General features: G+C 66.7%; 16 protein-coding genes and 1 other RNA gene. 5 read left to right on the top strand and 12 right to left on the bottom strand.

Annotated features, from left to right (window positions below; translation table 11 throughout):
* Nucleotides 1-108 precede the first annotated feature (108 nt).
* Complete coding sequence (locus HY049_00110) at nt 109-462, top strand: PadR family transcriptional regulator (GenBank protein ID MBI3447312.1); 354 nt, start codon at nt 109-111, stop codon at nt 460-462.
* Complete coding sequence (locus HY049_00105; protein MBI3447311.1) at nt 459-3,134, top strand: ABC transporter permease; 2,676 nt, start codon at nt 459-461, stop codon at nt 3,132-3,134. The genes HY049_00110 and HY049_00105 overlap by 4 nt, the downstream gene beginning before the upstream one ends.
* Nucleotides 3,135-4,041: 907 nt before the next feature.
* Here HY049_00105 and HY049_00100 read toward each other — a convergent pair.
* The 9 genes from HY049_00100 to HY049_00060 all read right to left on the bottom strand — a co-directional run bounded on the left by HY049_00100 (nt 4,042) and on the right by HY049_00060 (nt 11,403).
* Nucleotides 4,042-4,848, bottom strand: coding sequence for a transposase (locus tag HY049_00100; protein ID MBI3447310.1), 807 nt, complete (start codon nt 4,846-4,848; stop codon nt 4,042-4,044).
* On the bottom strand, nt 4,787-5,206 hold the full coding sequence (locus HY049_00095; GenBank protein MBI3447309.1) for a hypothetical protein: 420 nt from the start codon (nt 5,204-5,206) through the stop codon (nt 4,787-4,789). The genes HY049_00100 and HY049_00095 overlap by 62 nt, the downstream gene beginning before the upstream one ends.
* Nucleotides 5,207-5,393: 187 nt before the next feature.
* Nucleotides 5,394-5,615: a hypothetical protein gene (locus tag HY049_00090; protein MBI3447308.1), complete on the bottom strand. Its 222-nt coding sequence runs from the start codon at nt 5,613-5,615 to the stop codon at nt 5,394-5,396.
* Nucleotides 5,616-5,692: 77 nt separating this feature from the next.
* On the bottom strand, nt 5,693-6,283 hold the full coding sequence (locus HY049_00085; GenBank protein MBI3447307.1) for a hypothetical protein: 591 nt from the start codon (nt 6,281-6,283) through the stop codon (nt 5,693-5,695).
* A gap of 251 nt (nt 6,284-6,534) precedes the next feature.
* Nucleotides 6,535-8,508, bottom strand: a complete 1,974-nt coding sequence (locus HY049_00080; protein ID MBI3447306.1) for a DUF11 domain-containing protein — start codon at nt 8,506-8,508, stop codon at nt 6,535-6,537.
* Between the two features lie 204 nt (nt 8,509-8,712).
* Entirely contained in the window at nt 8,713-8,862 is a 150-nt protein-coding gene (locus HY049_00075) for a DUF1059 domain-containing protein (protein MBI3447305.1), read from the bottom strand.
* A 28-nt stretch (nt 8,863-8,890) separates the two neighbouring features.
* Nucleotides 8,891-10,444, bottom strand: coding sequence for an FAD-dependent oxidoreductase (locus HY049_00070; GenBank protein ID MBI3447304.1), 1,554 nt, complete (start codon nt 10,442-10,444; stop codon nt 8,891-8,893).
* A gap of 220 nt (nt 10,445-10,664) precedes the next feature.
* Complete coding sequence (locus tag HY049_00065; protein ID MBI3447303.1) at nt 10,665-10,922, bottom strand: helix-turn-helix transcriptional regulator; 258 nt, start codon at nt 10,920-10,922, stop codon at nt 10,665-10,667.
* Between the two features lies 1 nt (nt 10,923).
* The gene (locus HY049_00060) at nt 10,924-11,403 is read right to left on the bottom strand and encodes a DUF2975 domain-containing protein (GenBank protein ID MBI3447302.1); all 480 of its coding nucleotides are present in this window, start codon (nt 11,401-11,403) and stop codon (nt 10,924-10,926) included.
* A gap of 397 nt (nt 11,404-11,800) precedes the next feature.
* Between HY049_00060 and HY049_00055 the strand changes: the two genes are divergently transcribed.
* The 3 genes from HY049_00055 to HY049_00045 all read left to right on the top strand — a co-directional run bounded on the left by HY049_00055 (nt 11,801) and on the right by HY049_00045 (nt 21,322).
* On the top strand, nt 11,801-17,980 hold the full coding sequence (locus tag HY049_00055; protein MBI3447301.1) for an SBBP repeat-containing protein: 6,180 nt from the start codon (nt 11,801-11,803) through the stop codon (nt 17,978-17,980).
* A gap of 715 nt (nt 17,981-18,695) precedes the next feature.
* Nucleotides 18,696-19,388: a hypothetical protein gene (locus HY049_00050; protein ID MBI3447300.1), complete on the top strand. Its 693-nt coding sequence runs from the start codon at nt 18,696-18,698 to the stop codon at nt 19,386-19,388.
* A gap of 2 nt (nt 19,389-19,390) precedes the next feature.
* Nucleotides 19,391-21,322, top strand: coding sequence for an HYR domain-containing protein (locus HY049_00045; protein ID MBI3447299.1), 1,932 nt, complete (start codon nt 19,391-19,393; stop codon nt 21,320-21,322).
* A gap of 281 nt (nt 21,323-21,603) precedes the next feature.
* Here the strand turns inward: HY049_00045 and ssrA are convergent.
* From ssrA to HY049_00030, 3 genes are all read right to left on the bottom strand, one after another.
* Nucleotides 21,604-21,957: a transfer-messenger RNA gene (ssrA, locus tag HY049_00040) on the bottom strand.
* A 113-nt stretch (nt 21,958-22,070) separates the two neighbouring features.
* Nucleotides 22,071-22,643, bottom strand: a complete 573-nt coding sequence (locus HY049_00035; GenBank protein ID MBI3447298.1) for a hypothetical protein — start codon at nt 22,641-22,643, stop codon at nt 22,071-22,073.
* An 88-nt stretch (nt 22,644-22,731) separates the two neighbouring features.
* Nucleotides 22,732-25,383, bottom strand: coding sequence for a serine/threonine-protein kinase (locus HY049_00030; GenBank protein ID MBI3447297.1), 2,652 nt, complete (start codon nt 25,381-25,383; stop codon nt 22,732-22,734).
* Nucleotides 25,384-25,387 lie beyond the last annotated feature (4 nt).

Here is a 25,387-nt window from a genome sequence, read left to right as displayed (position 1 = left end):
ATCGGCGGGAGTCGAACCCGCGCCGCTCCAGGACGCCAGATCCCGTGGGATCCAAAGCCCGCCGAACCCTATTGACGTATATAGATATTGCATGCTATAGATACCAGTATGACCGAGATCGATCCTCAAGGGTTCATCCCCCTCAAGCCCCAGTGGTTCCACATCATGGTGTCGCTTGCCGGCGGAGAGCAGCACGGCTACGGGATCATGCAGGAGGTCCTGAACCGCAGCACGGGAAAAGTGCGACTGTGGCCGGCGACGCTCTATGGATCGATCAAGCGGCTCATCGAGGTGGGGCTCATCGAGGAATCGGACGAACGACCGGCGCCGGAGCTGGACGACGCGCGCCGCCGCTATTACCGCCTGACGCGCCTCGGAAAGCGTGTGCTCGACGCGGAATGCAAGCGCCTCCAGCAGCTGGTTCGGACGATTCGCGTGAAGCAGGCCATGGCGACGAAATGAGCCTCGCATGGCGAATCTACCGGCGGCTGGCGCAGGCCTTCCCGCACGAGTTCAAGCTGGCCTACGGCAGAGAGGTGATGCAGCTCGGGGAAGACGTCGTGCAGGAGATCGCGAAGAGGCATGGAGCCGGAGGCCTGATTCGCCTCATCGCGGACATCGCGATTCGCGTACCGTTCGAATACCTGAGCGAGATGCGCCGCGACATGCGGTACGCGTTGCGCGCGCTGATCAAGTCGCCGGGGTTCGCGCTGGTCGGCATCATCTCGATGGGGCTCGGAATCGGTCTGACGACCAACGTCTACAGCTCGAAATGGGCGTTGCTCTTTTGTGATCTGCCGGCGGCGGCGAATGCCAGGATGCTGGTGATGCCCGAGAAGCCGGTGTCGTACTACTACATCGAGCAGTATCGGGATCTCAAGGACCTTTTCACCGGCGTCGCCGCGTTGCAGACCGGCATCCCGTTCAACGTCACCTTCCAGGGTGACATGAGCGCGCAACCGGAGCGCGTCTTCGGACAACTCGTATCCCCCGACTATTTCACCGTGCTCGGGGTCCGATCCCAGCGCGGACGCGTGCTCAGCGCCGACCTCGACCGAGCCGGCGACGCGCCCGTCGTGGTGATCAGCGATCGTTTTTGGCGCCATCGTCTTGGCTCCGCCCCCGACGCGGTCGGGCGTACGCTTCGCCTGAATGGGCAACTCGCGACCATCGTTGGCATTACGCCGAGACATTTCAATGGAGCGCTTCCCGAGGTCCCGGCTGAGCTGTTCGTTCCCATCACAGCGCCGGCGGCGATCGCTCCGGAGCTCGCGAACGACGTTCTGCATCGACGCCAGGCGAAGGAGTTCCTGGCGATGATGTGCCTGGCGCCAGGGGTCACGATCGACTCCGCGGAAGCGAGTCTCGAAGCGACCACACGTCACCTCGACGAGCAGGATCCTTCGTCGCCGGCGCGCATCGACAAGGGCCGGCGCATCACCCTGCTGCCGGCGGGCACCAGGGTGCCGATTCCCCGGGAACTGAGACCCGTGGTGGCCGGGTTCTTTTTCGTCCTCATGGGCCTGGTCATCACCATCGCATGCATGAACCTGGCGAACATGCTGATCGCGCGCGGCGCCAATCGACGAAAGGAGCTGGCGATTCGCCTGGCGGTCGGGGCGAGCCGCTTTCGGATTATCCGGCAGATGATGAGTGAGGGCATCGTCCTTTCCCTGCTGGGCGGCCTCGCGGGGCTCGCGCTCGCGTATGGTCTCGGTGTGCTGAACTCTCACTTCACCCGGCCCATGGCGGTGCCGGTCGAATCCGATTTCGGCCTGGACTGGGGCGGGGTCGCCTTCGCGTTCTGCCTCGCGCTCGTGTGCGGCATCGGATTCAGCCTCGCGCCCGCCCTGCAGGCGACGAGAGCCGACCTGACCCCGGCACTCAAGGACGGCTCGACATTGCAGCTGCCGGGTTATCGGCGCCTTGGCTTGCGCAACCTGCTGATGGTGGCCCAGGTCTCAGCATCGCTCATGCTGCTGCTGCTGACAGGGTTCCTGGTCATGGGAATCATCAAGACGAGCGGCATCCAGACCAGATTCGATCCGAGCACGATGTATCTCCTGTCCATCGACCCGGTGCGCGACGGCTACCCGCCCGAGCGGGCGCAGGCGCTGTTCGAGAAACTGTCCGAACGCCTCAAGACCGCCGGCCCGGTGCGCAGCATCGCCCTGGCGGCACAGGGGCCCTTCGCGATCGTAGATGACGACGCCGCTCACCAGCTGACCGTGGAAGACGTCGGGGAATCCTCGCGGGTCCAGCAGTCCATGATCGAGGAGTCCGTGGGCGCGGGCTATTTCGCCGCGCTGAACGAGCCGATGGTGGCCGGCCGGGAGTTCGAAGAGCGGGATCAGCGGAGCCGGGAAGGATCGAAGACCGTTTCCCTGCCCGTCGTGCTGAACGAGACCGCCGAACGCAGACTGTTTGGAAGCGAGAAGGCGATCGGTCATCTCCTGGCGGACGAAACGCAGACCTATGAAGTCGTCGGGGTGGTGCGCGACCTGAAGGATGGAATCGGGATCAGCCGATCCGTAGCCTACCTGCCGCTGACGCCCCGCGACTTCGCCCGGCCGCCAGCCGGCGGCATGACCGTCTTGGTGCGGTCGGACTCGGGATCGGAGGTGTTGAGTGTCCTTCGGAGCGAGATCGCGCTGATCGATCCCAGGCTGACCATCTTCCGGGTGCAGACGCTCGGCGAGTACCTCGATCGCAGCCGATCCTCGACGCGGTTCGCCGTCGAAACGTACGGCGGAATCGGAGTCTTTGGCCTGGTGCTGGCCGCGATCGGGCTCGCCGGGGTCACGGCCTACTCGGTGGCGCGACGGCGCAAGGAGATCGCGATCCGCATGGCACTGGGCGCCAGCCGGGCGGAGGTGCTGCGGCTGGTGATGCGCGAAGGCATGGCGCTGGTCAGCGTCGGAACGGTCCTGGGATTCCTCGGAGCGGTGGCGATGGCGAAGATACTTTCGGCGCTGACGAACGTCGTCGTGGAGGCTCTCAAGGTCGGGACGAACGACGTGCGCCTCCTCGTCGGCGCGCCTTTTCTGCTGGCGGCGGTGGCGTTGCTCGCCTGTTACGTGCCGGCGCGCCGGTCCGCCCGGATCGATCCGCTGAAGGCGCTGCGCGACGAATAGGAGCTCACCGGACCTGAAAGGAATGGCTCGGAGCTCGCGCTGACCGACCGGCAGGCCGCCCGCCGCATCCCAGGTGCCTGATGGCGACGTTGACGGAGGAGCCCTCGCCGGACCTAGAATGTCGGCTTGAGCTTCCCGTGCGCCCCCTTGAGGGTACCCTCGGCCGGGAGACCGGTCGGCTTCATTGCCAAGACAGCGCGGCGCGTTGCCGTCGCCGTGACAATCTCGATCGGCGTCGGACTCCTGGCGATGATCGGAGGGAAGAGTCCTCCGTCCTCAATCTTTCTTTGGACCATCATCCACGGCCCGTCGGCGACGACCGCTCCTGCACACTTCGAAGTGTGGCCGCGGAGGCTGCCGCGCCGTCTCGAGCGTTGGGTGCTGCAAGAGGTTGCCGTCGGCGCTTTCATGCCGCTGACGACGTGGTTGGTGAACGTTTTGTCCAACCCCCGGGCGCTCCGTCGTTCTGGGGGGGCCACGACCGGCAGCTCATCGCGTTCCTCGCGGTCCTGCTCGCGCCGTGGACGGCGCTTGCGGCGATCGTCCGGCAGAAGCGAACTCGCCAGGCTGATGGTGCTGGAGCGCCAGCGGGTGTCAGTTGTCCACGCCCTTGATCTCCACCCGGCCTTCGCCTGTGAAGACAAGTGTCTGGCCGGCAAACGGACCACCTGCAAGAGGGCCGAACCGGAGATCGATCTGTCCCGTTGTGCTATCGGCTTCGACCTCGACAGGCGAACCAATCAGGAAGGTCGCATTCGAACCTGTGACAGTACCCGAAAGCGTGACAACGGTCCCGGTTATGGAGCCTGCCGCGGGCCAGTAGTTGTGGGCTCCGGTGGATGCGAAATGCCTTCCTTGTCCGATCAAGGACAAAGGACCACCTTCGAGCTCCGCCTTCAGCCTGACCTCAACCGAGACTCCGTTTGGCAGCGTTCCAGTGAGGTGCTCGGAGACGACAGATCTCCTCCGGCAGCGCCAGGATCATGAGCCAGCTCTTCAGGCCCCACGCGATCAGCGCCGCCGTCATGAACGCCCCGTTCGCCATCAGCTCCCCGGACGGCATCCTCATCGCCGCGATGCCGTTCTTGAGCTGCTCGATCGTGTTCTCCTGCGCGCACCGAGCGTACGCCGTCCTCACCACGTCGGCCGCGCCGCCGTCCTCCAGGCTCGTGATGACGAAGCGGTACTCGTAGTGCTCGAACATCTCGGCCTGCTTCTCTTCGCGGATCAGTTGGCGCTTGATGACGACGCGGAAGTCCCGCTTCATCCCCGTCGGCCGGTAGCGCGTCTCCGCCACCCACTCCGCCGTCGTGCTCAGCGTCCTGTAGCCGCGCCTCTTCGCCTTCAGGCGTCGCACGCGGAGCCTTCGGCGTCGGCGGACCGACTCGTTGCGAGGCGGCTTGTCGGGGTGCGATACGAACGGCTCCCATCTCGCTTCCGGCAAGGCTTCCGCCGATGCCACGATGTTCGCCGACGCCTTCATAACCAGCGCGAACTCCGCTCCGTGCGCCCGACACAGCTCGATCAGCTCGCGCCTGCAAAACGCGCTGTCCCCTCGAACCAGGACCTTCTTGAAGCTCTCCTTCAACCGCCCCAGCACCGGGTCGAGCGCTTCTTCCACCCCCTCGGCGGAGCCGGCGTTGCCGGGTCGGTTAATGAGCCGGAGCGGCTCGTTCGTTTCGGCCAGCGAGATGAGAAGCGGGTGGTACGCCAAGATGGTGTGTCGTGAAGCGACGCAGGAAGTCCCCGGCCGTCGTCGGGTCCGGCACCCGGCACGCTCCCACGAGCGTCCGGAACGCCTCGGAGTTCTGCAACGACGCGATGTCCTCGATGCACTCCCCACCCACGAACATGTTGTAGACGTGCGTGAGGACGTGGTCCGACTCGCGGTACGGAAGGTGGAGCTTGAGAAGCACCAGCTCCCTGTCGAGCGCATCGGCAAGACCGAGCCACGAGACGAGCTTGTGCGCGAGGGCGAGTCCTCCGTAGGCCGTCGTCTTGCCGCGCCGGTCCGCTTCGACGCGAACCTGGCGCGTGCGGAAGACGGGACCCTTGTGATCGGGGAATGGCAAGGAAGCCGGAGTCGATTGCGAGCTGCAAGGTCGAACAACTTGACGGTTGCGGCGCTGCGCGGTACCGTGTGGCTTCACCTGAAGGCCTCCGTCTTGTGTGACGTTGTGCGTCTTGACAACCGCAACGTGACACGGACCGGGGGCCTTTCTTCTTCATTTCGTCAGTTCCTCGCGTCACCGGATTCGCTTAATCTGGGGTTAGCCCGCCGGGGGACGCGTCGGTGGGTCCGGGGGCGATGTCCTTGACCATTCTCGTCCCCCCGGTCGTGCTGTCGCTCGTCCACAGCTCGAACCCGTGGGCGGGGCCGTCCGTGGCAGTGAAGAAGAGAATTCCGTTCACGTCCGTCATGCGCGACGGGTTCCCGTTGCCGGACAGATTGATGTCCTTGACGAGACCTCCCGTCGACATGAGCTCGCTCCCCACGAACTTTCCGTTGGAGTCGTAGGCGTAGACCGCCGGGAAGAAGAGCGTGCCATTCTCGTTGATCAGCTCGTACGGAAACGAGTTGCCGGCGCCGGGTTGATGTCCATCACGAAGACGGTTCCGCCGGCCGTCCCGTCGCTCCTCCAGAGCTCTCCCCCATGGACGGGCTCCGTGGCCTGGAAGAAGACGGTCCCGTTCACGTCGGTCAGGTAGGTGGGATTCGAATTCGCGGCGCCCGGGTTGATGTCCGCGACGAGAACGGTCCCCGCATCGGTGCCGTCGCTCTTCCACAGCTCGGCTCCGCGAGCGGCGTCCGTCGCCTTGAAGAAGAGCGTCCCGTTCACGTTCGTGAGGATATTGGGTGTCGAGCTGCCGCCGTGGTTGATGTCGGCCACCATGACGGTGCCCGACGGCATCCCGTCGCTCTTCCACAGCTCGACCCCATGGATGCCGTCGCTGGCCGTGAAGAAGAGCGTCCCGTTCATGCCGGTCAGGCGAAGGGGCTGCGAGCTGCCGGAGAGATTGACGTCCGCCACCAGCGACACCTGGGGCGGAGTCGCCGCCTGCGCCGGGCCCCCTGGCGCAGCCGGCACCGCGAGGAGGAGGCCAACAACGGCCAGCCGGAACAATCGTGCCAAGAAGCTCTTCTTCATGCGACGCTCCCCTCCCCTGGCGCGGCGTTCCCCGCCGTGACACGGATCTCATCGCTCGGGGGCGCGGATTCCCCTCACCGGGGATCGGGGGAAGGTGGCGGCGATCGGCCGTTCGCGGGGGGATCAGGGACAGGGGCCGTCTCCGGTCGAGGCCTGTCCCGCGCCGCAGACAGGTGGATGAGGGCCCCGGCGCCGGAATCCCGCGTTTGCGGCCCCACGGCATGCCGTGGGGCCGCCGAGTCATCTTGAGGTCACTTCGTGTTCCGCTTCGAGGTGACCGTGACCGTGTTGTTGGCCAAGGCGGGATCGAAGGAGCCCGAGCCCACCGTCGCCGTGTTTACGATCAGCGCATTGCCCTTCAGGCTGATCTTGACCGTCAACGTCAGAGTGACGCTCGCGCCGCTCGCGACATCCCCGACGCTCCACGTGACGGTGCCCCCCGCCCCGGCCGGCGGCGCGCTGGACGGAGCCGGAGACGCGTTGCCGAACGTCGTGCCCTGCGGCACCGGGTCGGTCACCACGACGCCGGTCGCGGCGTTGGGGCCGAGGTTGTTCACCACGAGGGTGTAGGTCAGGATCTGGCCGGGCTTGGCCTGCCCGCTGACCACGGCCTTGCTGATGGACAGATCGGCCACGCCGGTGACGGTAACGGTCGCGGAGCACTCGCTCGATTCGCCGTGACTGTCGGTGACCGTCAGCGTCACCGAAGTCGCGCCGATCGAGTAGGGTCCCGACGGATCCTGCACGAGGACAATCGTGTCCCCGCTGTCGGGATCGAACGAGCCATCGTCGATCGAAGCCTGGGCTTTCCCGCCGGCGCCCGCGAGGACGGTCACGGGCTTGCAGAGGGCCACGGGGCCGTGGTTGGGCACGGCCACCTCCACCGAGCCGATGTCGGTTCCGTCGCCGAGGAAGGCGTTCGCGATGTTGGAGTCATCGATGGTTCGCGACGAGCCGCGCTGGTCGGTGCCGGTCGCCAGCGACCCGATCGTGTTGCTCAGACCCTGGTCGATGGCCGGGCTGCCCGAAAGCGGCAGGTGCGTGAACGTGGGTCCGCCGTTGTCCTGGAGCGGGCCGAGCTTCGGATCGGTCTCGATCTGATCCCCCGTGGCGGTCAGGTACGAGCCGCCGTCGTCGCTGCTGAGATTGAACCCGTGAGAGACGACCGTGCCGTCGTCGTTGAAGATGTTCTCCCCGGGCGCACCCGCTCTCAGGATGGTGTTCCCAATCTCGAGTGAAGCGGGGTCGGCCCCCGCTTCGACGAAGATGCCGCCGCCGAAGCGCCCGACAGTGTTGCCGCTGAACGTGGAGGAGCTGATCTGCACCACCGAGCTGTTGTCGTCGATGGCGCCCCCGACGTTGCCGGCCGAATTCCCGCTCAAAGTGCTCCCGTGGATCCTGACGAAGGCGTGGCCCTGGCCCGAACCGTCGCTCACGATGCCGCCGCCCTGACCGAAGAGGCTGTCCGCCGAATTGCCGCTCAGCGTGCTGGCGATCACGGTCAGTTTCGCGGTGCCGGAGGACTCGCCCTCGTTGTAGATGCCGCCGCCGCCGAATGCCGAGTTGCGGTCCAGGGTGCTCGTGATCACCGTCAACGACGCGTCGCCCGAATCGAACGCGGTGTTGAAGATGCCGCCGCCGCCGAATGCCGAGTTGCCGGTCAGCAGGCAGTCGATCACCGTCAGCGACGCGCTCCCCGACGCCGACCCGTCGCTCGCGAGTCCACCGCCCCCTTCGGCCGAGTTCCCTTCGAGGGCACAGTTCCTGAGACCGAGCGTCGAATGGTCGTTCAGGATCCCGCCGCCGTTCGCAGGCGTGGCGCCCGTGGCGACCCCATGGACGATCCTGATGCCTTCGATGGCGACCGTGTGGCCGGGGGTGATGTGAAAGACGCGGCTCAGGTGGTTGGCGTCCACCGTCAGACTGGCTGGTCCCGGTCCCACGATGGTGATGCTGCGGTCGATTCGCAGCTCCGCGGAGCTCGTCATCCCGGACATCAGCGTGATGGTCCCGGTGATCCCGGTTGCGTCGATCGTATCCCCGTCGACCGCCACGGCCAGTGCCTGGCGCAACGTGTCCGGCAGCAGCATGTCCGGCCCGTCGTCGGCGGTGCTGGTGACGTGGATGGCGTCGGCGTACGCGGCATTGGACACGGCCGCCGCGCCTGCCATCGCGACCGCGACGGCCATGACGGCGGCTCCGTGCCTAATCCCTCTGATCCTCATCGGCTCTCCTTTTCCGGAATCCGGGTTCTGCGTTCGGGACGTCGTGGTGGATTCCTCCCCTACTTACCAATACCACATTCCGGGAGCCAAATCCGACACCGACGTCAAAAAGAATTGGGGGACCCGCGGATCCCGGGGGCCGGAAGGGAGAGAATGGCGGCAGCAGAAGATATTGAACGGCCGCGAACGCGGGTCAGCCGGCCGCTACTCGCTCCGGGCGAGCGCGAGCGCCTGTTCCGGCGTCACGGTCACCGCATGCTTGTTCTTCGCGTGGTCCTGCGCGTTCCTGACGATCTCGTCCTCGGTCGCCCCTCGAACCGCCGTGCCGCAGTCGCGGTGGATCACCCATGCCATACCGCCGCCTCCTTCCCTGCTGAACCAATCATGCCCGTCTCCGACGCAGCGCCGACCACTTGGCGTGCGTCTCCAGATAGTGGTGGATCTCCCGGATCGCTCCCGATCCTTCGCCGACCGACGACGCCACGCGCTTCATCGAGCGGGATCGCACGTCTCCGACGGCGAAGACCCCCGGGACGCTCGTCTCGAACGCGCGCGGCGAGCGAGGCAGCAGCCAGTCGTCGAGGCGTCCGTCGTGGGCCAGATCCGGGCCGGCGACGACGAATCCGTGAGCGTCGCGGGCGACCTCGGCAGGCAGCCATTCGGTGTGCGGCTTCGCCCCGATGAGCACGAAGAGGGCGTCGGCGGCCACGACGTCGGAAGCACCCGTCGCGTCGTCGGCCAGCGTCAGCGTCGCGAGCCGCCCCTCCCCCGATCCATCGACGACCCGGGTCGCGAGCCGCACCTCGACGTTGGGGGCCGACACGATGGCGTCCACGAGGTACCTGGACATGTTCCTCTCGAGGCGGTCGCTCCGCACGACGAGGGTCACCTTCCCGGCCCACTTCGCCAGGTGGAGCGCGGCCTGGCCGGCGGAGTTCCCTGCGCCGACCAGGTAGACGCGCCCGCCCGCGACATGCCGGGCCTCGGCCGGAGAGGCTCCGTAGTACACGCCCATCCCGACGAGTCGTTCCAGTGCGGGTACCTCGAGACGGTTGTAGGTGACGCCGGTCGCGAGAACGACGGTGCGCGAGCTGATCGCGTTGCCGTCGGCGGTCGTGAGCACATGGGCGTCGTCGCCGCAGAGGAGACCGGTCACTTCCCGGCCGGCGAGGAACCGGGTTCCGAAGACCCACGCCTGCTCGTACGCCTGTCGCGCCAGCTCCGCGCCGGCGACGCCGCGGGCGAACCCGAGGTAGTTCCTGATCATCGCGCTCGATCCCGCCTGGCCGCCCATAGATCCGCGCTCGACCACAATCGTCTCGAGGCCCTCGGACGATCCGCACACCGCGGCCGCCAGGCCCGCGGGACCACCCCCGACGATGGCGACGTCGAACCTGCGGGATCCGGGAGAATCGGGCCGGCCGAGCCCGGGCTCGTCACGCACCGACAGCTCGTAGGCCGAACCCTCCTCCGACGACGTCCACTCGTAGAGGAAGCTGCTGATGGCGCGGTGGAAGGATTCGTCGGCGGCTTTCAACGGCATGGAGAGGTAGCTGTCGACGCAGCCATTGGCGATCGCCCCGCGGATCGCGCCGGCCGTCCGCTCGTGGCCCCAGTCGGCCGGCGAGATGAGGAGCGCCCGCCTGGCCCGGGGGTGCAGCGCCCGACCGACCGCGAGCAGCTCCGAGCCGTTCATCTCCGCCATCCACTGGATCGCCAGCACCAGCGCGACTCTGTGATGAGCCGTGCGCAGCGACGCGAGGGTCTTCAGCGCTTCGCCGGGCGAAGCCGCGACGACCAGAGCGTACGCGACTCCGTAGCGGCCTTCAATCTCCGCGCCGAGCAGCGCGAGATCGCCCGGATCGTCCGCGACGACGACGATGCGCGGCCTGACGTCAACATTTCGGGGTGCTCCCGTGCTCACGGCCGGCATCATCGCACGACGACGGAGCACGTTGTGATCACCTGGCCCGGGAAAGACTTGTTCGGACTAGGACAATTCAAGTCGCGGACCAGCCTCTCTCCCGCGACGGTATCCCCGCCGCCGAAGTTGCGGCGCGCGCCGCGCGCTGAACAGTCCCGTGGTCGGCCATCCCTCCTACGGAGCCGGGCCAGACGATCGTGCGCGTGAAGTGAAGAGAGTGTTGGACGGGCGTTCATCGGCCTCCGCCCCGCTTGCCCACCGCGGACGGCCGATCGTGTCCTGCCGGCTCCGGCTCGAACCGGAGAATGTCGCCGGGCTGGCATGAGAGCGCCTCGCAGATCGCCTCGAGCGTCGAGAAGCGGATTGCGCGCGCCTTGCCGGTCTTGAGGATCGAAAGGTTGGCCAGCGCCATTCCGATCCGATCCGCGAGATCGGTCAGCGTCATCCGCCGATCGTGGAGGAGGTCGTCGAGCTTGACGGCGATCGCCATGTCACACCGTCCCGTCGAGGTCCTCGCGCATCAGCGAGCCTTCCGTGAACACGCGCGCCAGCAGGAACGTGAGGAGTACGGCGAGCCATCCGTTGATCGAAAAACCCGCATCGAGATGGAGCGGATGCGCCGGACTCGAAACGGCCCTGGCGATCGCGCCGACGACGAGGCTGAGAAGCTGCAGCGCGAGCAGCACCCAGGCGATCGCCCGCAAACGATGCGCGTTCTCGGCGACGAACGGGTCGCCCGCGCGAACCGTCTCGACGATCGCGAGCAGCCGCTTGAGGACCGCGTAGTGCAGCGGGGTTGCGGCGACGCCGATCACCGCGACCGCGCGCAGGCCCATGATGAGCCGCTCCGTGTCGGGCGAAGGCGGTATTCCGAACGCGCTCATGATCCATGGCCTGTTGGGCATGACGACCAGCAGGGCGAGGATCGCGACGCCCAACAGCCAGTTCACGACGATGAGGATCCGCAGCACGGCGTGCGCGATGGGCAGCGCGGCGGATGTCGAGGTTTGCCTTGTCATGGTTTGCCCTCCTGAGGTATCGACTATCAATACACTCTATATCGACTGTCGTCAAGTACGGTATCGAAAATCGATAAGTTCATGGGGGACCTCGCGGGCGGCTTTCGACTGACCAGCTAGCTCCGCCGGGGGGTAACGCGTCCGGCGGCGCGCGTTTTTCTGCTCTCCTCCTGAGGGTTTCCGGGCCCTGCCGCCGTTAATCCATCAACGAAGGTCGGCGCCGCCTTGCGGCGACGGATCGCTTGTGGCGCTCGACGTGGATGGCTTCATCCGATGGGCGCGTGCGCGGGGAATGTCGCCGGTGTTGGGGTGCAGATGTTCGGGGCAGGGTCCTCGAAGGAGCTTCGCGATGAAATGGACGTACTTCGCTCTTGCCGCATTTGTCGTAGGCGCTTGCGGCCTGGCCGGAAGCGCGGGGGCGCAAGGAAGCGCCGCGGAGCACGTCGGACCAGGGGCCGTCCCTGACGCTCGCCGACTGGAACTCGCGGAAAGCTATGGCAGGTCGCCGCTGAGGTTTGAAGCCAATCAAGGCCAGACCGATGGCCGGGTCCGGTTTCTATCTCGAGGAAACGGCTACGCCCTCTTCCTTACCCCCACGGAGGCCGTGCTGACCTTGCGTACACCGGCGGGATCCGGTCGCGACGTCGTACTGCGGATGAAGCTGCTCGGCTCGGATCCCGTTCCGACCATCACGGGGGAGGAAGAGCTTCCAGGGAGGAGCAACTACTTCATCGGCCACGACCCGAAGAGGTGGCGGACAAGGGTTCCCAACTACGGCAGGGCGCGGTTCGCGGGAGTGTATCCGGGTGTCGACCTGGTCTTCTACGGCGACCAGCGCCAGCTGGAGTACGACTTCGTCGTCGCGCCTGGCGCGGACCCGTCCTCCATCACGCTCGGCTTTGCCGGCGCCGACTCGCTCCAGATCGGCCCGCAGGGCGAATTGTCGCTGCAGGTCCGCGGGAGTGAGGTGACCTGGCGTAAGCCTGTGGTGTATCAGGAGGTCGACGGGGTCAGGCAGATGGTGGTCGGCCGTTATGTGCGGAAGGGAAAGATGGCCGTCGGGTTCGAGGTTGCCCCCTACGATCGCCGTCAGCCCCTCATTCTTGACCCTGTCCTGGCCTACTCGACCTATCTTGGCGGGAGCGACACGGACGAGGGTCATGGCATCGCGGTGGACTCCTCGGGGAACGCCTATGTCACCGGCGTCACCTACTCGACCGATTTCCCGGCTTTCCCGGCCACCGCCTTCCAGACCGTTCTCGGCGGCAACCGAGATGCCTTCGTGACCAAGCTGGACGCGGGAGGCAGCCTCGGTTATTCCACCTACATGGGCGGGAGCAACGTCTCAGGCCTCCCCTCCGTGACCGAGGGCGCCGGCATCGCCGTGGACCTCTCGGGCGACGCCTATCTGACCGGCCGTACCAATGCCACCGATTTCCCCACGACTCCCGGCGTCTTCCAGGCGACCAACCCCAGCAACACCCTCCCCAATCGCGCGTTCGTGACCAAGCTGAATGCAGCGGGTGATGGCTTGATCTACTCCACCTACGTGGGTGGGACCAGTTCAGAGGTGGGTTCCGGCATCGCCGTGGACTACGGCGGCAACGCCTACGTCGTCGGCTCGACGTTTTCGAGCGATTTCCCCACGCTGAATGCCTTCCAGGCCGCTCGTGCCAGCACGGCCTCTGACGTCTTCGTGACCAAGCTCAATGGAGACGGGAGCGCATTGCTCTATTCCACCTATCTGGGCGGGGACGGCCATGACTCTGCCTCCGCCATCGCCGTGGACGACTTCGGCAATGCCTATGTTACGGGCCGCGCGGGGTCCTCCGTCGTGATCCCATTCCCTACGACGGCCAACGCTTACCGTACCAGCGGGGGCACGTTGCCTTTTCTGGCGAAGTTTGACACCCATGCTTCCGGCGCCGCCTCCCTGCCCTATTCCAGCTTCATCGGTGACAGCTTGACTCTTGGCATCGCTGCTGACGGCTCCGGCAATGTCTATCTGGTAGGCCGTGCCCTGAGCAATTTCCCGACGACCGTTGGCGCCTTCCAGCCCAGTTGGAACGGTGGCTTCGACGCCTTTGTGGCCAGGTTCAACCTCAACGCCTCCGGCCCGGCCTCCCTGGTCTATGCCACATTTCTGGGCGGGGCCGGCGACGAGGAGGGGCATGGCATCGCCCTGGACTCCTCGGGCGACGTCTATGTGACCGGCTACACGAACTCGCGGAACTTTCCCACCGTCAACGCGATCCAGTCCGCACTGGGTGGCGGTGTCTACCCGAATGTCTTCGTGGCCAAGTTGAACGCGGGAGGCACCGCCCTGGTCCATTCCACCTATCTGGGCGGGAGCGCGTTGTATGGAGACACGGGTCACGCTATCGCCGTCGACCACTGCGGCAATGCCTACGTCACCGGCGTCACCTATTCCGCCGATTTCCCTCTTGCCAATGCCATGCAGGCCACTTTCGGCGGCGGTTCGGGGGGCGACGCGTTCGTGGCGAAGATCGAAGAGGCGAGACCAGGCCTGTCCTCCATCACCGTGACGCCGGCCAACCCGACAATGGCCACAGGTGGCAGCCAGCAGTTCACCGCCACGGGTTGCATCGACAATAGACTGGAGGACCTCACGAGCCTCGTGACGTGGAGCTCGGCCACGTCGAGCGTCGCCACGATCGACATGGGAGGCCTGGCGACAGGCGTCGGCGCAGGTACCTCGGTCGTCACGGCAGCTTCGGGCGGCATCACCGGGTCGGCGACGCTGACGGTCCGCCCGCCCTTCGACTACGGTCTTTCGGCGTCTCCCGCGACTCTCGAGCTGCCGGCTCCCTCCTCGACCCGGACCTCGACGGTGGCGCTCCAGTCCAGGAACGGCGCCAGTGAGACGGTGGACCTCACGGCCGCGTGGGTCGGCGCCGCCCCGTCAGGGGCGACCTTCGCGCTTTCCCCCGCCCGCGTGACCGTCCCCTCGACGGGCTCGGTCGCGGCAACTTTGACCCTCAGGACCTCCGCTTCGCCCTCGCAGGGAACGTTCGCCCTGAGGATATCCGGCAAGAGCGCCAGTGGCGTCATGAGATCCCTCGACCTCTCGGTCGTCATCGGCGCCACTCTCCCCGCCCCGACATGCGCGTGCACCGAGACGGGAGATTTCAAGGATCCCCGTGTGGAAGGCCTGGAGACCTCTTCGCCTTTCGCGACCGTGACGCCTGCGCTTCCCCCTTCCTCCGACCCACTCCCTTCGGTCCCCCCTGCCTTCGCCCCCCTCACGCTGACGCGCAACTCCGACGGCAAGAACATCGTCACAGGCGCGACCAACGTCTCCGCGTTCGGGTTCAGCCCCAACGGCAAGTATTTCGTCCTGATCACCTATGTCTCGTCGTCGACGGGTCCGCTCTTTTCCCTGACCCTCTACTCCGTTGATGCAGGAGGACAGGTCGGCCCCGAGGTGCAGAATCCATTGTCCTGGGGATTCAGCCCCGACGACGACAATGAATTCTTCCTGGTGGCGAGCTCGGATGGCCTGAGCACCCACGTCGATCTGAACATCTACGACGCCGCGACCGGCCGCCAGGTGATGACGGAGCGCGCCACCGCCTATACCTCGTTCGGAAATCCGCCGTGGACCGACAAGCAGAACGTGAAGGACAACGACACGGAGGACAACAACAACGACAAGGTCGGCGGTTGGGGCTTCAGCCCCGACGGCAACACGTTCGTCCTCTCGTACAGGACAAGCGTCAGCGCGTACGTCCTGAGCCTGTGGAACCTCGCACGCACCCCCTCGGCACTGCCTTCAGAGAACAGACTCGACGTGGCGTCTTTCTGGCAGTTCAGTCCCTGCGGCGATCTCTTGATGCTGGTCTCACAGGCGGGGGCGAGCCCGGGACCGAGCGACCAGGTGTACTTCCGCCACACGTCGGAAGGGAGCCCGTATCAGCAGCCGTCCCTCGATCCTTCGCGAGGAGCGCCCTCCGCCACCGTCGTCTCGAACCCCGGCGGCGGCTACGACATCCAGCTCACCGGAATGGACCGGTCGAGCATTTCGAGTCCGCAGTGCTCCTTTGACTACGCGGTATCGGCCTCCCCTCCATCTCTCGCGCTGATCGCCTCCGCAACCCGGACCTCAATGATCACGCTGCAGTCCGGAGACGGTACCAGCAAAGCGGTGGACCTCACGGCCGCGTGGGTCGGAGCCGCCCCGTCAGGGGTGACGTTCGCGCTCTCCCCTGCCCGCGTGACCGTCCCCTCGACGGGTTCGGTCTCGGCGATTCTGACCCTCAGGACCTCAGCCTCGCCCTCGCAGGGAGCGTTCGCCTTGAAGATAACCGGCAGGAGCGCCACTGGTGTGACGAGAGCCCTCGACCTGTCGGTCGTCATCGGCGCCACTCTTCCCGCCCCGACGTGCGGTTGCACCAACACGGGACCCTTCAAGGATCCTCGTGTGAAAGGCCTGGTCGCTTCTTCGCCTCTCGCGACCGTGACGCCTGCGCTTCCTCCTTCCTCCGACCCACTCCCTTCGGTCCCCCCTGCCTTCGACCCCCTCACGCTGACGCGCAACTCCGACGGCAGGCACATCGTCACAGGCGCGACAAGCGTCTCCGCGTTCGGCTTCAGTCCCAACGGCAAGTACTTCGTCCTGATCACCTATATCTCGTCGGCGACCGGTCCGGTCTTCTATCTGACTCTCTACTCTGTACAGGCAGGAGGTCAGGTCGGTCCGGAGGTGGCGAATCCCCTGTCCTGGGGATTCAGCCCGGACGGCGACAATGAATTCTTCCTGGTGGCGAGCTCGGATGGCCTGAGCACCCATGTCGATCTGAACATCTACGACGCCGCGACCGGCCGCCAGGTGATGGCGGACCGCGCCACCGCATACACTTCGTTCGGCAATCCGCCGTGGACCGACAAGCAGAACGTGAAGGACAACGACAAGGATGACAGCAACAACGACCATGTCGGCGGTTGGGGCTTCAGCCCCGACGGCAACACGTTCGTCCTCTCGTACAGGACGAGCCAGAGCGCGTACGTCCTGAGCCTGTGGAATCTCGCACGCTCCCCCTCGGCACTGAGCTCAGAGAACAGACTCGACGTGGCGTCTTTCTGGCAGTTCAGTCCCTGCGGCGATCTCTTCATGCTGGTCTCACAGGCGGGAGCGAACCCGGGGCCGAGCGACCAGGTGATCTTCCGGCACACCTCGAATGGGAATTCGTACGTTCAGCCGTCCCTCGATCCTTCGCGAGGAGCACCTTCCGCCACCGTGGTCTCCAACCCTGGCGGCGGCTACGACATTCAACTCACCGGAATGGACCGTTCGAGCATCTCGAGTCCGCAGTGCACGACGGCGGTGACGCTTCATTCTCCAGCCAACATCGCCCTGATGGACGCCGCGGGGCGGCGGACGGGATTCGATCCGCAGGCCGGCGTTCTCGATCAGATCCCCGGCGGAACCTACACCGGTGCGGGCAGCGAGCCGCAGACAGTGGCCATACCGTACGTCGCAGGATCCTACCTGGTGGATGCTTTCGGCCTGGACACGCTGACGTCCCCGGAGCCGTACAGGCTGACGATCGTCACCACCGACGCCGCCGGAGACGTCTTCGATCAGGCGGAGGTGTCCGGCACCGCAGCACGCGGAAGTCTGGACACCTTCGCGTTCAGCGTAGGCGGAGGCCCACTCACGCTGGATCTCGTTTCGGGCGATATGACGCCTCCCGACATTCGCTGCGCTCAGCCCGACGGGCGGTGGCACGCAGGCGACGTGAGCCTCGCATGCTCTGCCGCAGATGCGCGATCGGGTCTCGCCGACCCCATGGACGCCTCGTTTTCACTTTCGACCAGTGTTTCAACCGGCATCGAGACGAGCGACGCGATGACCGGTAGCCGCAGGGTCTGTGACAGCGCAGGCAACTGCGCGAATGCGGGGCCGATCGCCGGGAACATGGTGGACAGGAGAGCTCCAACCATCGCCATCTCCGCGCCGTCAGGGACGTATCTCGTCGGCGAAGACGTCGTGGCCGACTATTCCTGCGCCGACGGCGGCTCCGGGGTCGCCTCATGCACCGGCCCGGTCGTCAGCAGCGAAAACGTCGACACGACGACCGTCGGCACCAGGACATTCACCGTCGCAGCCGCCGACAACGCCGGCAACTCCGCGACGGCGACGAGCACCTACGACGTCGTCTACGACTTCGTGGGGTTCTTCCAGCCGATCGACAACGTGCCCGCGCTCAACATCGCCGCCGCAGGCAGGTCGATCCCGGTGAAGTTCTCTCTCGGTGGGAACCAGGGGTTGACGATTATCGCAGCGGGCTTCCCTGCTTCAAGTCCGATCCCCTGCGATGCCAGTGAACCGGGCACGGGGCTCGAAGAGTCGGCGACCCCGGGCGGCAACAGCTTGAGCTACGACGTGATCACCGACCAGTACAGCTACATCTGGAAGACGAAGAAGGCGTGGAAAGGCACATGCCGGATGCTGGTCGTCGGGCTCAACGACGGCACGCAGCATTACGCCAGGTTCCGAATCAGATAGGGGCGTGGAACCCGCGATCGACTGCGGAACGTCGATGCCGCCGGTGAAGCCTCCGACCTCGGGACCCGGGCGCATGAGCTTGACGGGTCTGAGCGTCGTCTCGACGTTCCTCGTGTCGTAGAAGCGAGCCTCCTTCGTGCCACGGAGACGGAAGCGAGGCCTGAGCGGACGAGACGTTGATGAGAGCGAGAACGAAGAGTGGCGCGAGAATCCTGACCGCGCCCGGGCGACGAGTGGGCATGGCGCTCTCTCTGCTCGACAGTGCTGGGGTCCTGGAGGCGGCTCTACTCTACGCGGCGGAGGGGCGGTGATTCAATCGCCCATCCCTGAAGCCGGACGGTACCGTCCAGGAAGTCGCGCCCATCCGGAGCCGGGCGTCGCGGTTCCCGGGGAGGATACCCCGACGAGGGAAACACCGCGGCTGGGAAAACGCCGCGAGTCCGCTTGCTTCCCGCTGAGACTGGCGGTAGGATCGGCCCCATTCAAGTGATTGTCGTGGTGCGCACCCTCCGCCCACGCCACGGGAGTCTTGACGGCGCCCAGGGCAACTGACGTCCAATGCCGCCACTTCGGCGTTCCATGGTCATCCCATGAAGGTCCTATCCGCCGGAACGGAGCTTCTCCGGGCGCGGACTCTGAGACCCTCAACGCGCGCCATCGAGAAAGAGCCATCGTTGGAACGCTCGCAAAGGCGAGAGACACAAAGGAGAGTGTCATGAGCTCACGCATCTTCGGCCTGCTGCTCGTCCTCGCCGTTGGTCCCTGGATCAACTCCCTGGCAGCGCCGGCCCCGTCGCCGACTCCGCCTGCGCCGTCTCCATCCACCGACCTCCGGACGTTCGTCACGAACTGGTATTCACACGGCCTGCCGTGTCCCGAAGCACACGCCTACGGCCCCGCCACCGTTCCCGACCTTGCGGTCATGCTGAAGGATCCCTCGCTCGAGGCGCACTGGGTGAAGGTCGTCGCCGCGCTCGGCTGCATCCGCGACGCCTCCGCCGTGCAGCCCCTGATGGAATTCATGACGCGGCAGAAAAGCGTGATCTCCGTCGACGCGTTCCGGGCGGTCCTCGGCGTCCTGCCCGCCATCGGTCAGATCGCCTCCGGCGGCGATGCCACCGCCCTCAGGATCGTCACCGATTTCGTGGACCCCGGCGCCTGCAAGCTGTACGGGGTCGCCTTCACCTACGGGCGCTACCACCACGAGGCGCTCGCGGAGGTCCTGGGGCGGATGGCCATCAACGGCCTCGGCGTCTCGGGACAGCCTGACGCCCTCGTCCACCTCAAGCAGATGCTGAGCGCCCCCGCTCTGCGGGCCGACTGGCGGGACAACGTGGAGGAGGCGATCAGCCTGAACGAGAGAGTGAGGACCCTCGGGCCGGCGAAGGCGTTCGGGGAGGAGCGATGACCATGAGAGCGACGAACCGCATCCTCGATGAGGTTTCGGGGCGCTTCGTGGCGGTCTTGAGCGCGATCGCCGTTCTCTCGGTCGCTCCCGTGCTCGCTCAGCACCACGACACGGCGGCCCGCGCCGGCAGTCAGAGCTTGACCGTCGCCCGGCACGTGGACACGACCTTTACGCTCGCCACCGCCCAGACCGCGATGGCGAACGCCACCACGGTGATCCGGGCGTGCGACGGGACGCCCAACGCGGACGAGGATGTCGCCTGTCAGGTGACGATGCAGGTGTCGGGCGGATCCATCGGCACGTTCGGCGCCACGGGCGACGGCGGCGACGTCATCTCGAGTGACGCCGAGATGACCGCGCTCATCAACAGCGGAACGGCGGACGTCATGGTCGTCACGGCGATCATGTTCTGCAGCGGACCTGCCGGACCGGGCCTCACGATCATCGGCTGCGGCAACGTGGGCGCCCAGGGGATCGTCAGCGTGAACTCGCTGGCGGGCAACCTGCTGGGGGTGGAGATCACGCACGAGTTCCTTCACAATCAGGGCCACAATCACCGCGGCGACGCCGGGGAGGCCGCGCAGACCCCCGGCGCGATCCTCAACCCGGTTCTGAACCTCAGCTCCAACATCATCAACGAGGCGGAGTGCGGATCCCTCCACGCCGGCGCCGCCGACAACGGGCCCATCGTGGATCCCCCTCCCATCATCACCTGCCCGGCCGACTCCACCGCCGAGTGCACGAGCCCCGCCGGCGCGCAGAAGACCGACGCCGCGATCGCGTCATTCCTCTCCGCAGTGAGCGCGACCGACGGCTGCGAGCCCACGCCCGTGCTCACCAACAACGCGCCGGCCGTGTTCCCGAAGGGGACGATCTCGGTGACGTTCACCGCGACCGATGCCGACTTCCTCGGCGCCACATCCATGTGCAGCGCGAACCTCCGCGTTGTGGACACGAAGGCGCCCTCGATCACCTGTCCTGCGGGGATCACCGTTGAGTGCTCGCAGCATGGCGGCACGCCGGCCACGAACCCGGCCATCGCCGCGTTCCTGGGCGGCGCCTCCGCCACGGACACCTGCGATCCGTCTCCCGTCATTTCGAACAGCGCGCCCGCCGTTTTCCCGCTCGGAACGACGTCGGTAACGTTCAGCGCCCGGGATGCCGACGGCAACGTCGGAACCTGCACGGCCAGCGTCCGGATCGTGGACACGACGCCGCCCGTGATCACCTGCCCGGCGGCGGTCACTGTGGAGTGCTCGCAGCACGGCGGTACGCCGGCGAGCGATCCGGTCATCGCGGCGTTCCTCAACGGCGCTTCCGCCACCGACACGTGCGATCCGTCCCCCGCCATCACCAACAACGCACCGACGCTCTTCCCGCTCGGCACGACATCGGTAGCGTTCACCGCGACGGATGCCAGCGGGAACGCCACCAGCTGCTCGGCGAACGTTCGGGTGGTGGACACAACGCCGCCGACTGTCGTGGCGAGCCTCGGCAGGACGGTGCTCTGGCCTCCGAACCACAGGCTGGCGGACGTGCGACTCGGCGCCAGCGTCACCGACATCTGCGACCCCAACCCGGCGATCGACGTCTTCGTCTTCGGGGACGAGGACGACGTGGAGCCGACGGGCGGGGGCCGCTTCTCGCCGGACGCCCGGAGCATCGCTCTCGGCACGCTGCTGCTGCGCCAGGAGCGCAAGGGGGATTCGGACGGGCGCGTCTACTTGCCCGTCGTGACGGGAACGGACATGTCGGGCAACGTGGGGTTCGACTGCGACACGGTGGTCATCCCGCACGATCTGTCGGCCGCGTCCATCGCCGACGTGGACGCTCAGGCCGGAGCCGGTAGGGCGTTCTGTCTCGGGCATCACGGCGCCGCACCGCCCGGCTACTTCGTGATCGGCGACGGTCCCGCCGTGGGGCCGCAACACTAGGTCCACATTGCCCCGAGCCGCCTGCGATTCGGCGCCAGAGCGGCTCGGGGCGATCTGATCGCGCATCCCCCGCTCGATCTCTCGTGCGCGACCGAGACGCGCTCATGCTTCCGGAGGTGATCGGCCCCCGTCTCTTCGATCGAAATCCCGACGAGACGCGAGGGGAGCTGTGTCCTGGAAGCGCTACCGCTGGACCGCGTCGTCGCCGCGACGGTTGCCGCCGAGTTCGGCGACGGCGCTCCCCAGGAGGGTCGAGCTCCACGATCGGAAGGGGATCTGGCTGGTGGAGGCGGCGGGAGTCGAACCCGCGTCCGAAAGCGATCCACGCGAGGCATCTACATGCTTAGCTGCTTCGAAGGTGCCCTCGCCGCCCGTCCCCCGATGCAGCAGACAAACGGGCGGCCAGCCCTCTTAGTCTCGCCTCTCCCCCGAGGGCATCAGGAGAGGCCAGCCGGTAACGCGGCGTCCTCGAGGCCTGCCACCGGCAGGGCCGACCTCAGGACGTCGCAGCTAGTTAGGCTGCGAGTGCGAGCTGACTGTTGTCAGTTCTAGTTTTCCCACCTGTTTATCGAGGTGGATGGGACCTCGGCATGCAACCCCGGCTTCTGCGCTCCCGTCGAAGCCGTTTCGCCCCCGTGAGCCCTACATATATATATGTGCCGCACCCGGGGTAACGGTTGTTGCGAGAACGGTAGCCTCGCGGGCGGAATGTGTCAAAGGCGGCGGGAATCGCCCAAGAGACCGGGGGTCAGCGTGGAAGCCCGTCCAGCAGAGCGCGTTCTTCGGGCGCGAGATCCCTGGCCAGGGAAGGGTCCTGCTCCAGGAGCGACTGCGCGTCCGCAAGATCCTGAAGCCGCTTCGATCTCCTCCGCGCCGGGTCACGCCCGGATCGCAGCTTCTCGTGGAGCAGGTCGCCGACTCGGAGCACGCGAAGGCCGGTGCCTCCGATCTGGACCTCGACCGCACGGGAGATCGGCCCCTGAAGCGCCGGATCGTCCGTGAATTGAACCGGCGTGCCTTCCGGGCCGATCCAGTTGTCGGTGTGTTCGTGCCGGCCCGTCTCGCTGAAACCGGCGGCCAGCAACAGCTCGCGCGGAAGCCGCCCGCGATCGGCGAGTGCGATGTCGATGTCGAGCGTCGTGCGCGGTTCTTTCTGATGGATCTGCAGGGCGACGCCGCCGATCACTGCGTAAGGAACGCCGCGCGTCGAAAGGATGCGGGCGAGTGCGGCCAGGTCAGGCTCCTTCGAGCGCTCCATCTCACCTCTCAGCCAGTGCCATCGCCGGTCCAGCAGGAATCCTGCTTCGAGTGCTTCGACCATGGGGAGCAGAATAGCATGGGCCGGGAAGCGGGATGCCAGAGGTGGAGCGCGACCTGAAGCCCAAGATGGACTTCGTCGTCAGGCGAAGCTATCTCCTCGTCTTCTCCGCCACTTCCGCGAACCATCCCGTGACGAGGCGGAGGAAGCTGTCTCCCCGATCGGAGGTCGCCACCTCGCGGACGAGGAAGCGGTCGCCGTCGGGCATGACGTCGAGGAGCTCGTGCGGCCCCTCGAAGAGGAGGCGGGGCGGATCGGCGGAGAACGTGGGAGACGTTCTGACGTGGACGCTCATCACCTTCCGGCCGCTCTGGAAGACGATCTCGTCCTGCTTCTTCCAGTGCGCGCTGATGGCCCCCTCCGTCGAGATCTGCCAGCGCCCCTCCGCCCCGCCGAACGGGCGGACGTAGATCTCCGGGCGCTCGGACTCGTCCGAGGCGTAGGCGATCCACTTCCCGTCGGGGGAGAAGGTGCCCGTGTCCTCGCTGTGCTCGGTGACGACGAAGGGCGTCATCTTCTTGTCCGCCACGGAGAGGATCAGGAGATCGTTCCCGGTCTCCGGATCGACGCGGATCATCAGCATCGACCGGCCGTCGGGGGACCACGACGTCGCGTACAGGGACGCGTCGCTCTTCATCAGGAGTTGCTCGGGCTCGCTGCCGTCGGCCCGCCGGATGTAGGGGTTCCACGGGCCATGGCGCTCCTCCCCGTACGTGACGAACTTGCCGTCGGGAGACCAGATCGGGAGGGTGGCGCGGGTTCCGGACGTGAGACGGGTCGAAGTTCCCCGCGGGAGATCGAAGGCCCAGATCTCGTAGCCGATCGTCACGACGAGGCTCTCGCCGCTGCGCGACAGGAGGGGTGCCGACAGATCGCGTCCCGCGGGAGCCGGATCGCGGAACGGAAGGCTTCGACCCGACCGATCGACCAGCGCGAGAGGGCTCCGATCGCCGCCGGTGATCCCGGCCGGACGGTAGCTGAGGACCCCGTCGTTCGAGAACGCGTACTCCGACGCGCCCGCGTCGCCGTGAGCGACGCCCTCGACCAGCTGCACCGGATCCCCCGCGACTTCCAGCTTCTCGAGATCGAACCGGACGGCGTAGAGAGACGCGCCTCGCGCGTACACCAGGTGCCCGGTCGGGAGATAGCGGCCGTCGTATCCTCCCTCGATCACGATCTTGCGCTCTTTCGAGCCGATCCTCTGGGCGGCGATCTGCGCCTCGTCCCAGCTGCTGCCGCGGCCGATGGTGTAGAGGAAGGCCTTCCCGCCGGGAAGCGCGTGCGGCCAGCGGTGGGCGACCTCGCCGTTCGCCCGGTCGAGTGTGGTCAGCGTCTCACGGTTCCCACCGGAAGCGCTGACGCGCTCGACGCCGCCGTAAAAGAACGGGACGAAGAGGATCGAGTCGTCGTCGGCCCAGCTCGCCCCTCGCGGGAGGACGCCCCTGGCGATCGCGACCGGCGCTCCCCCGGCGACGGAGACCTTTTTCATCCTGCCGCCGGCGAAAAAGCCGAGCCACTTCGAGTCGGGTGAGAAGAAGAGCTGCTGGGAGTGCTCGGTGCCGGCGAGCGGGTGGGCCTCGGGGTCCGAGAGGCGTCTCAAGTAGATCAGCGAGCTCCCCTTCCTGACCTCCAGCCAGGCGACGGTCTTGCCATCGGGGGAGACGGCGACCGTGCGGTACGACTCCCCGCCGAGCTCTTCCGAGGAGATCGGCAGCATCGACCGCACGACGCCCGGCGCCTCCGGCCTCGAGGCTCCCCCCTCCCGCCGCATCGTGACCGCCGCCAACGCCGCGATCGTCATCAGCGCCGCAAGCGTCCAGGCGATCTTCTCGCGGCTCTTCCGACGCAGCGTCACCGGGGCGGCGACTCCCGCCGAAGACCCCGCCTGGCTGATCCACCGGAGCTCCCCCGCCACGTCGTGCGCGCTGTGCCAGCGGTCGTCGGGATCCTTCTCGAGGCAGCGCTTGACGACGTGATCCAGCGCCGGCGGCGCCAACGGGACCACGGTCGAGATCGGCGCCGGCTGCGACGACACGACCGCCGCGATGAGGCTCGTCTTCGTCTTCCCCTCGAAGGCCCGCTTCCCCGTCACCATCTCGTAGAGGACGGCGCCGAGGGCGAAGATGTCGGTCCGCGCGTCGATTCCCGTTCCCTCGAGCTGCTCCGGCGCCATGTACTGGAAGGTGCCGAGAATCGTCCCCTCCTGCGTGAGGGGCTGCATCTGCGTCGGGTGGCTCGTGAGCCCCTGCACGGGGGATTGCGCCTCGGCGGCCGTCCGCGCGAGGCCGAAGTCGAGGAGCTTCGCGCCCGACTTCGTCAGCATCACGTTGCCGGGCTTGAGATCGCGATGGACGATACCCTGCTTGTGCGCGTGATCGAGCGCGTCGGCGATCTGCGCGCCGAAGCGGAGGACCTGATCGGGAGGGAGCGCCCCCTTCGAGAGGCGATCGGCGAGCGTCTCCCCGTCGATCATCTCCATCACGAGGTAGAGGAGCCCCTCCTGGTGGCCGACGTCGAAGAGGGTGCAGATGTTCGGGTGGTTCAGCGACGAGATGCTCTTCGCCTCGCGATCGAAGCGCGCGCGGAGCAGCTCGTTGTTCGCGAAAGCCTCGGGGAGGACCTTGACGGCGACGTCGCGGTCGAGCCGCGTGTCCTTCGCCCGGTAGACCTCACCCATGCCGCCCGCGCCGAGAGGCGAGGCGATCTCGTAGGGGCCGAGTCGGGTGCCGGGAGTGAGGGGCATCGGG

The organism is Acidobacteriota bacterium, from assembly GCA_016195325.1.
Classification (GTDB): Bacteria; Acidobacteriota; Polarisedimenticolia; order JACPZX01; family JACPZX01; genus JACPZX01.
This window is presented reverse-complemented; position numbering and strand designations above follow the sequence as displayed.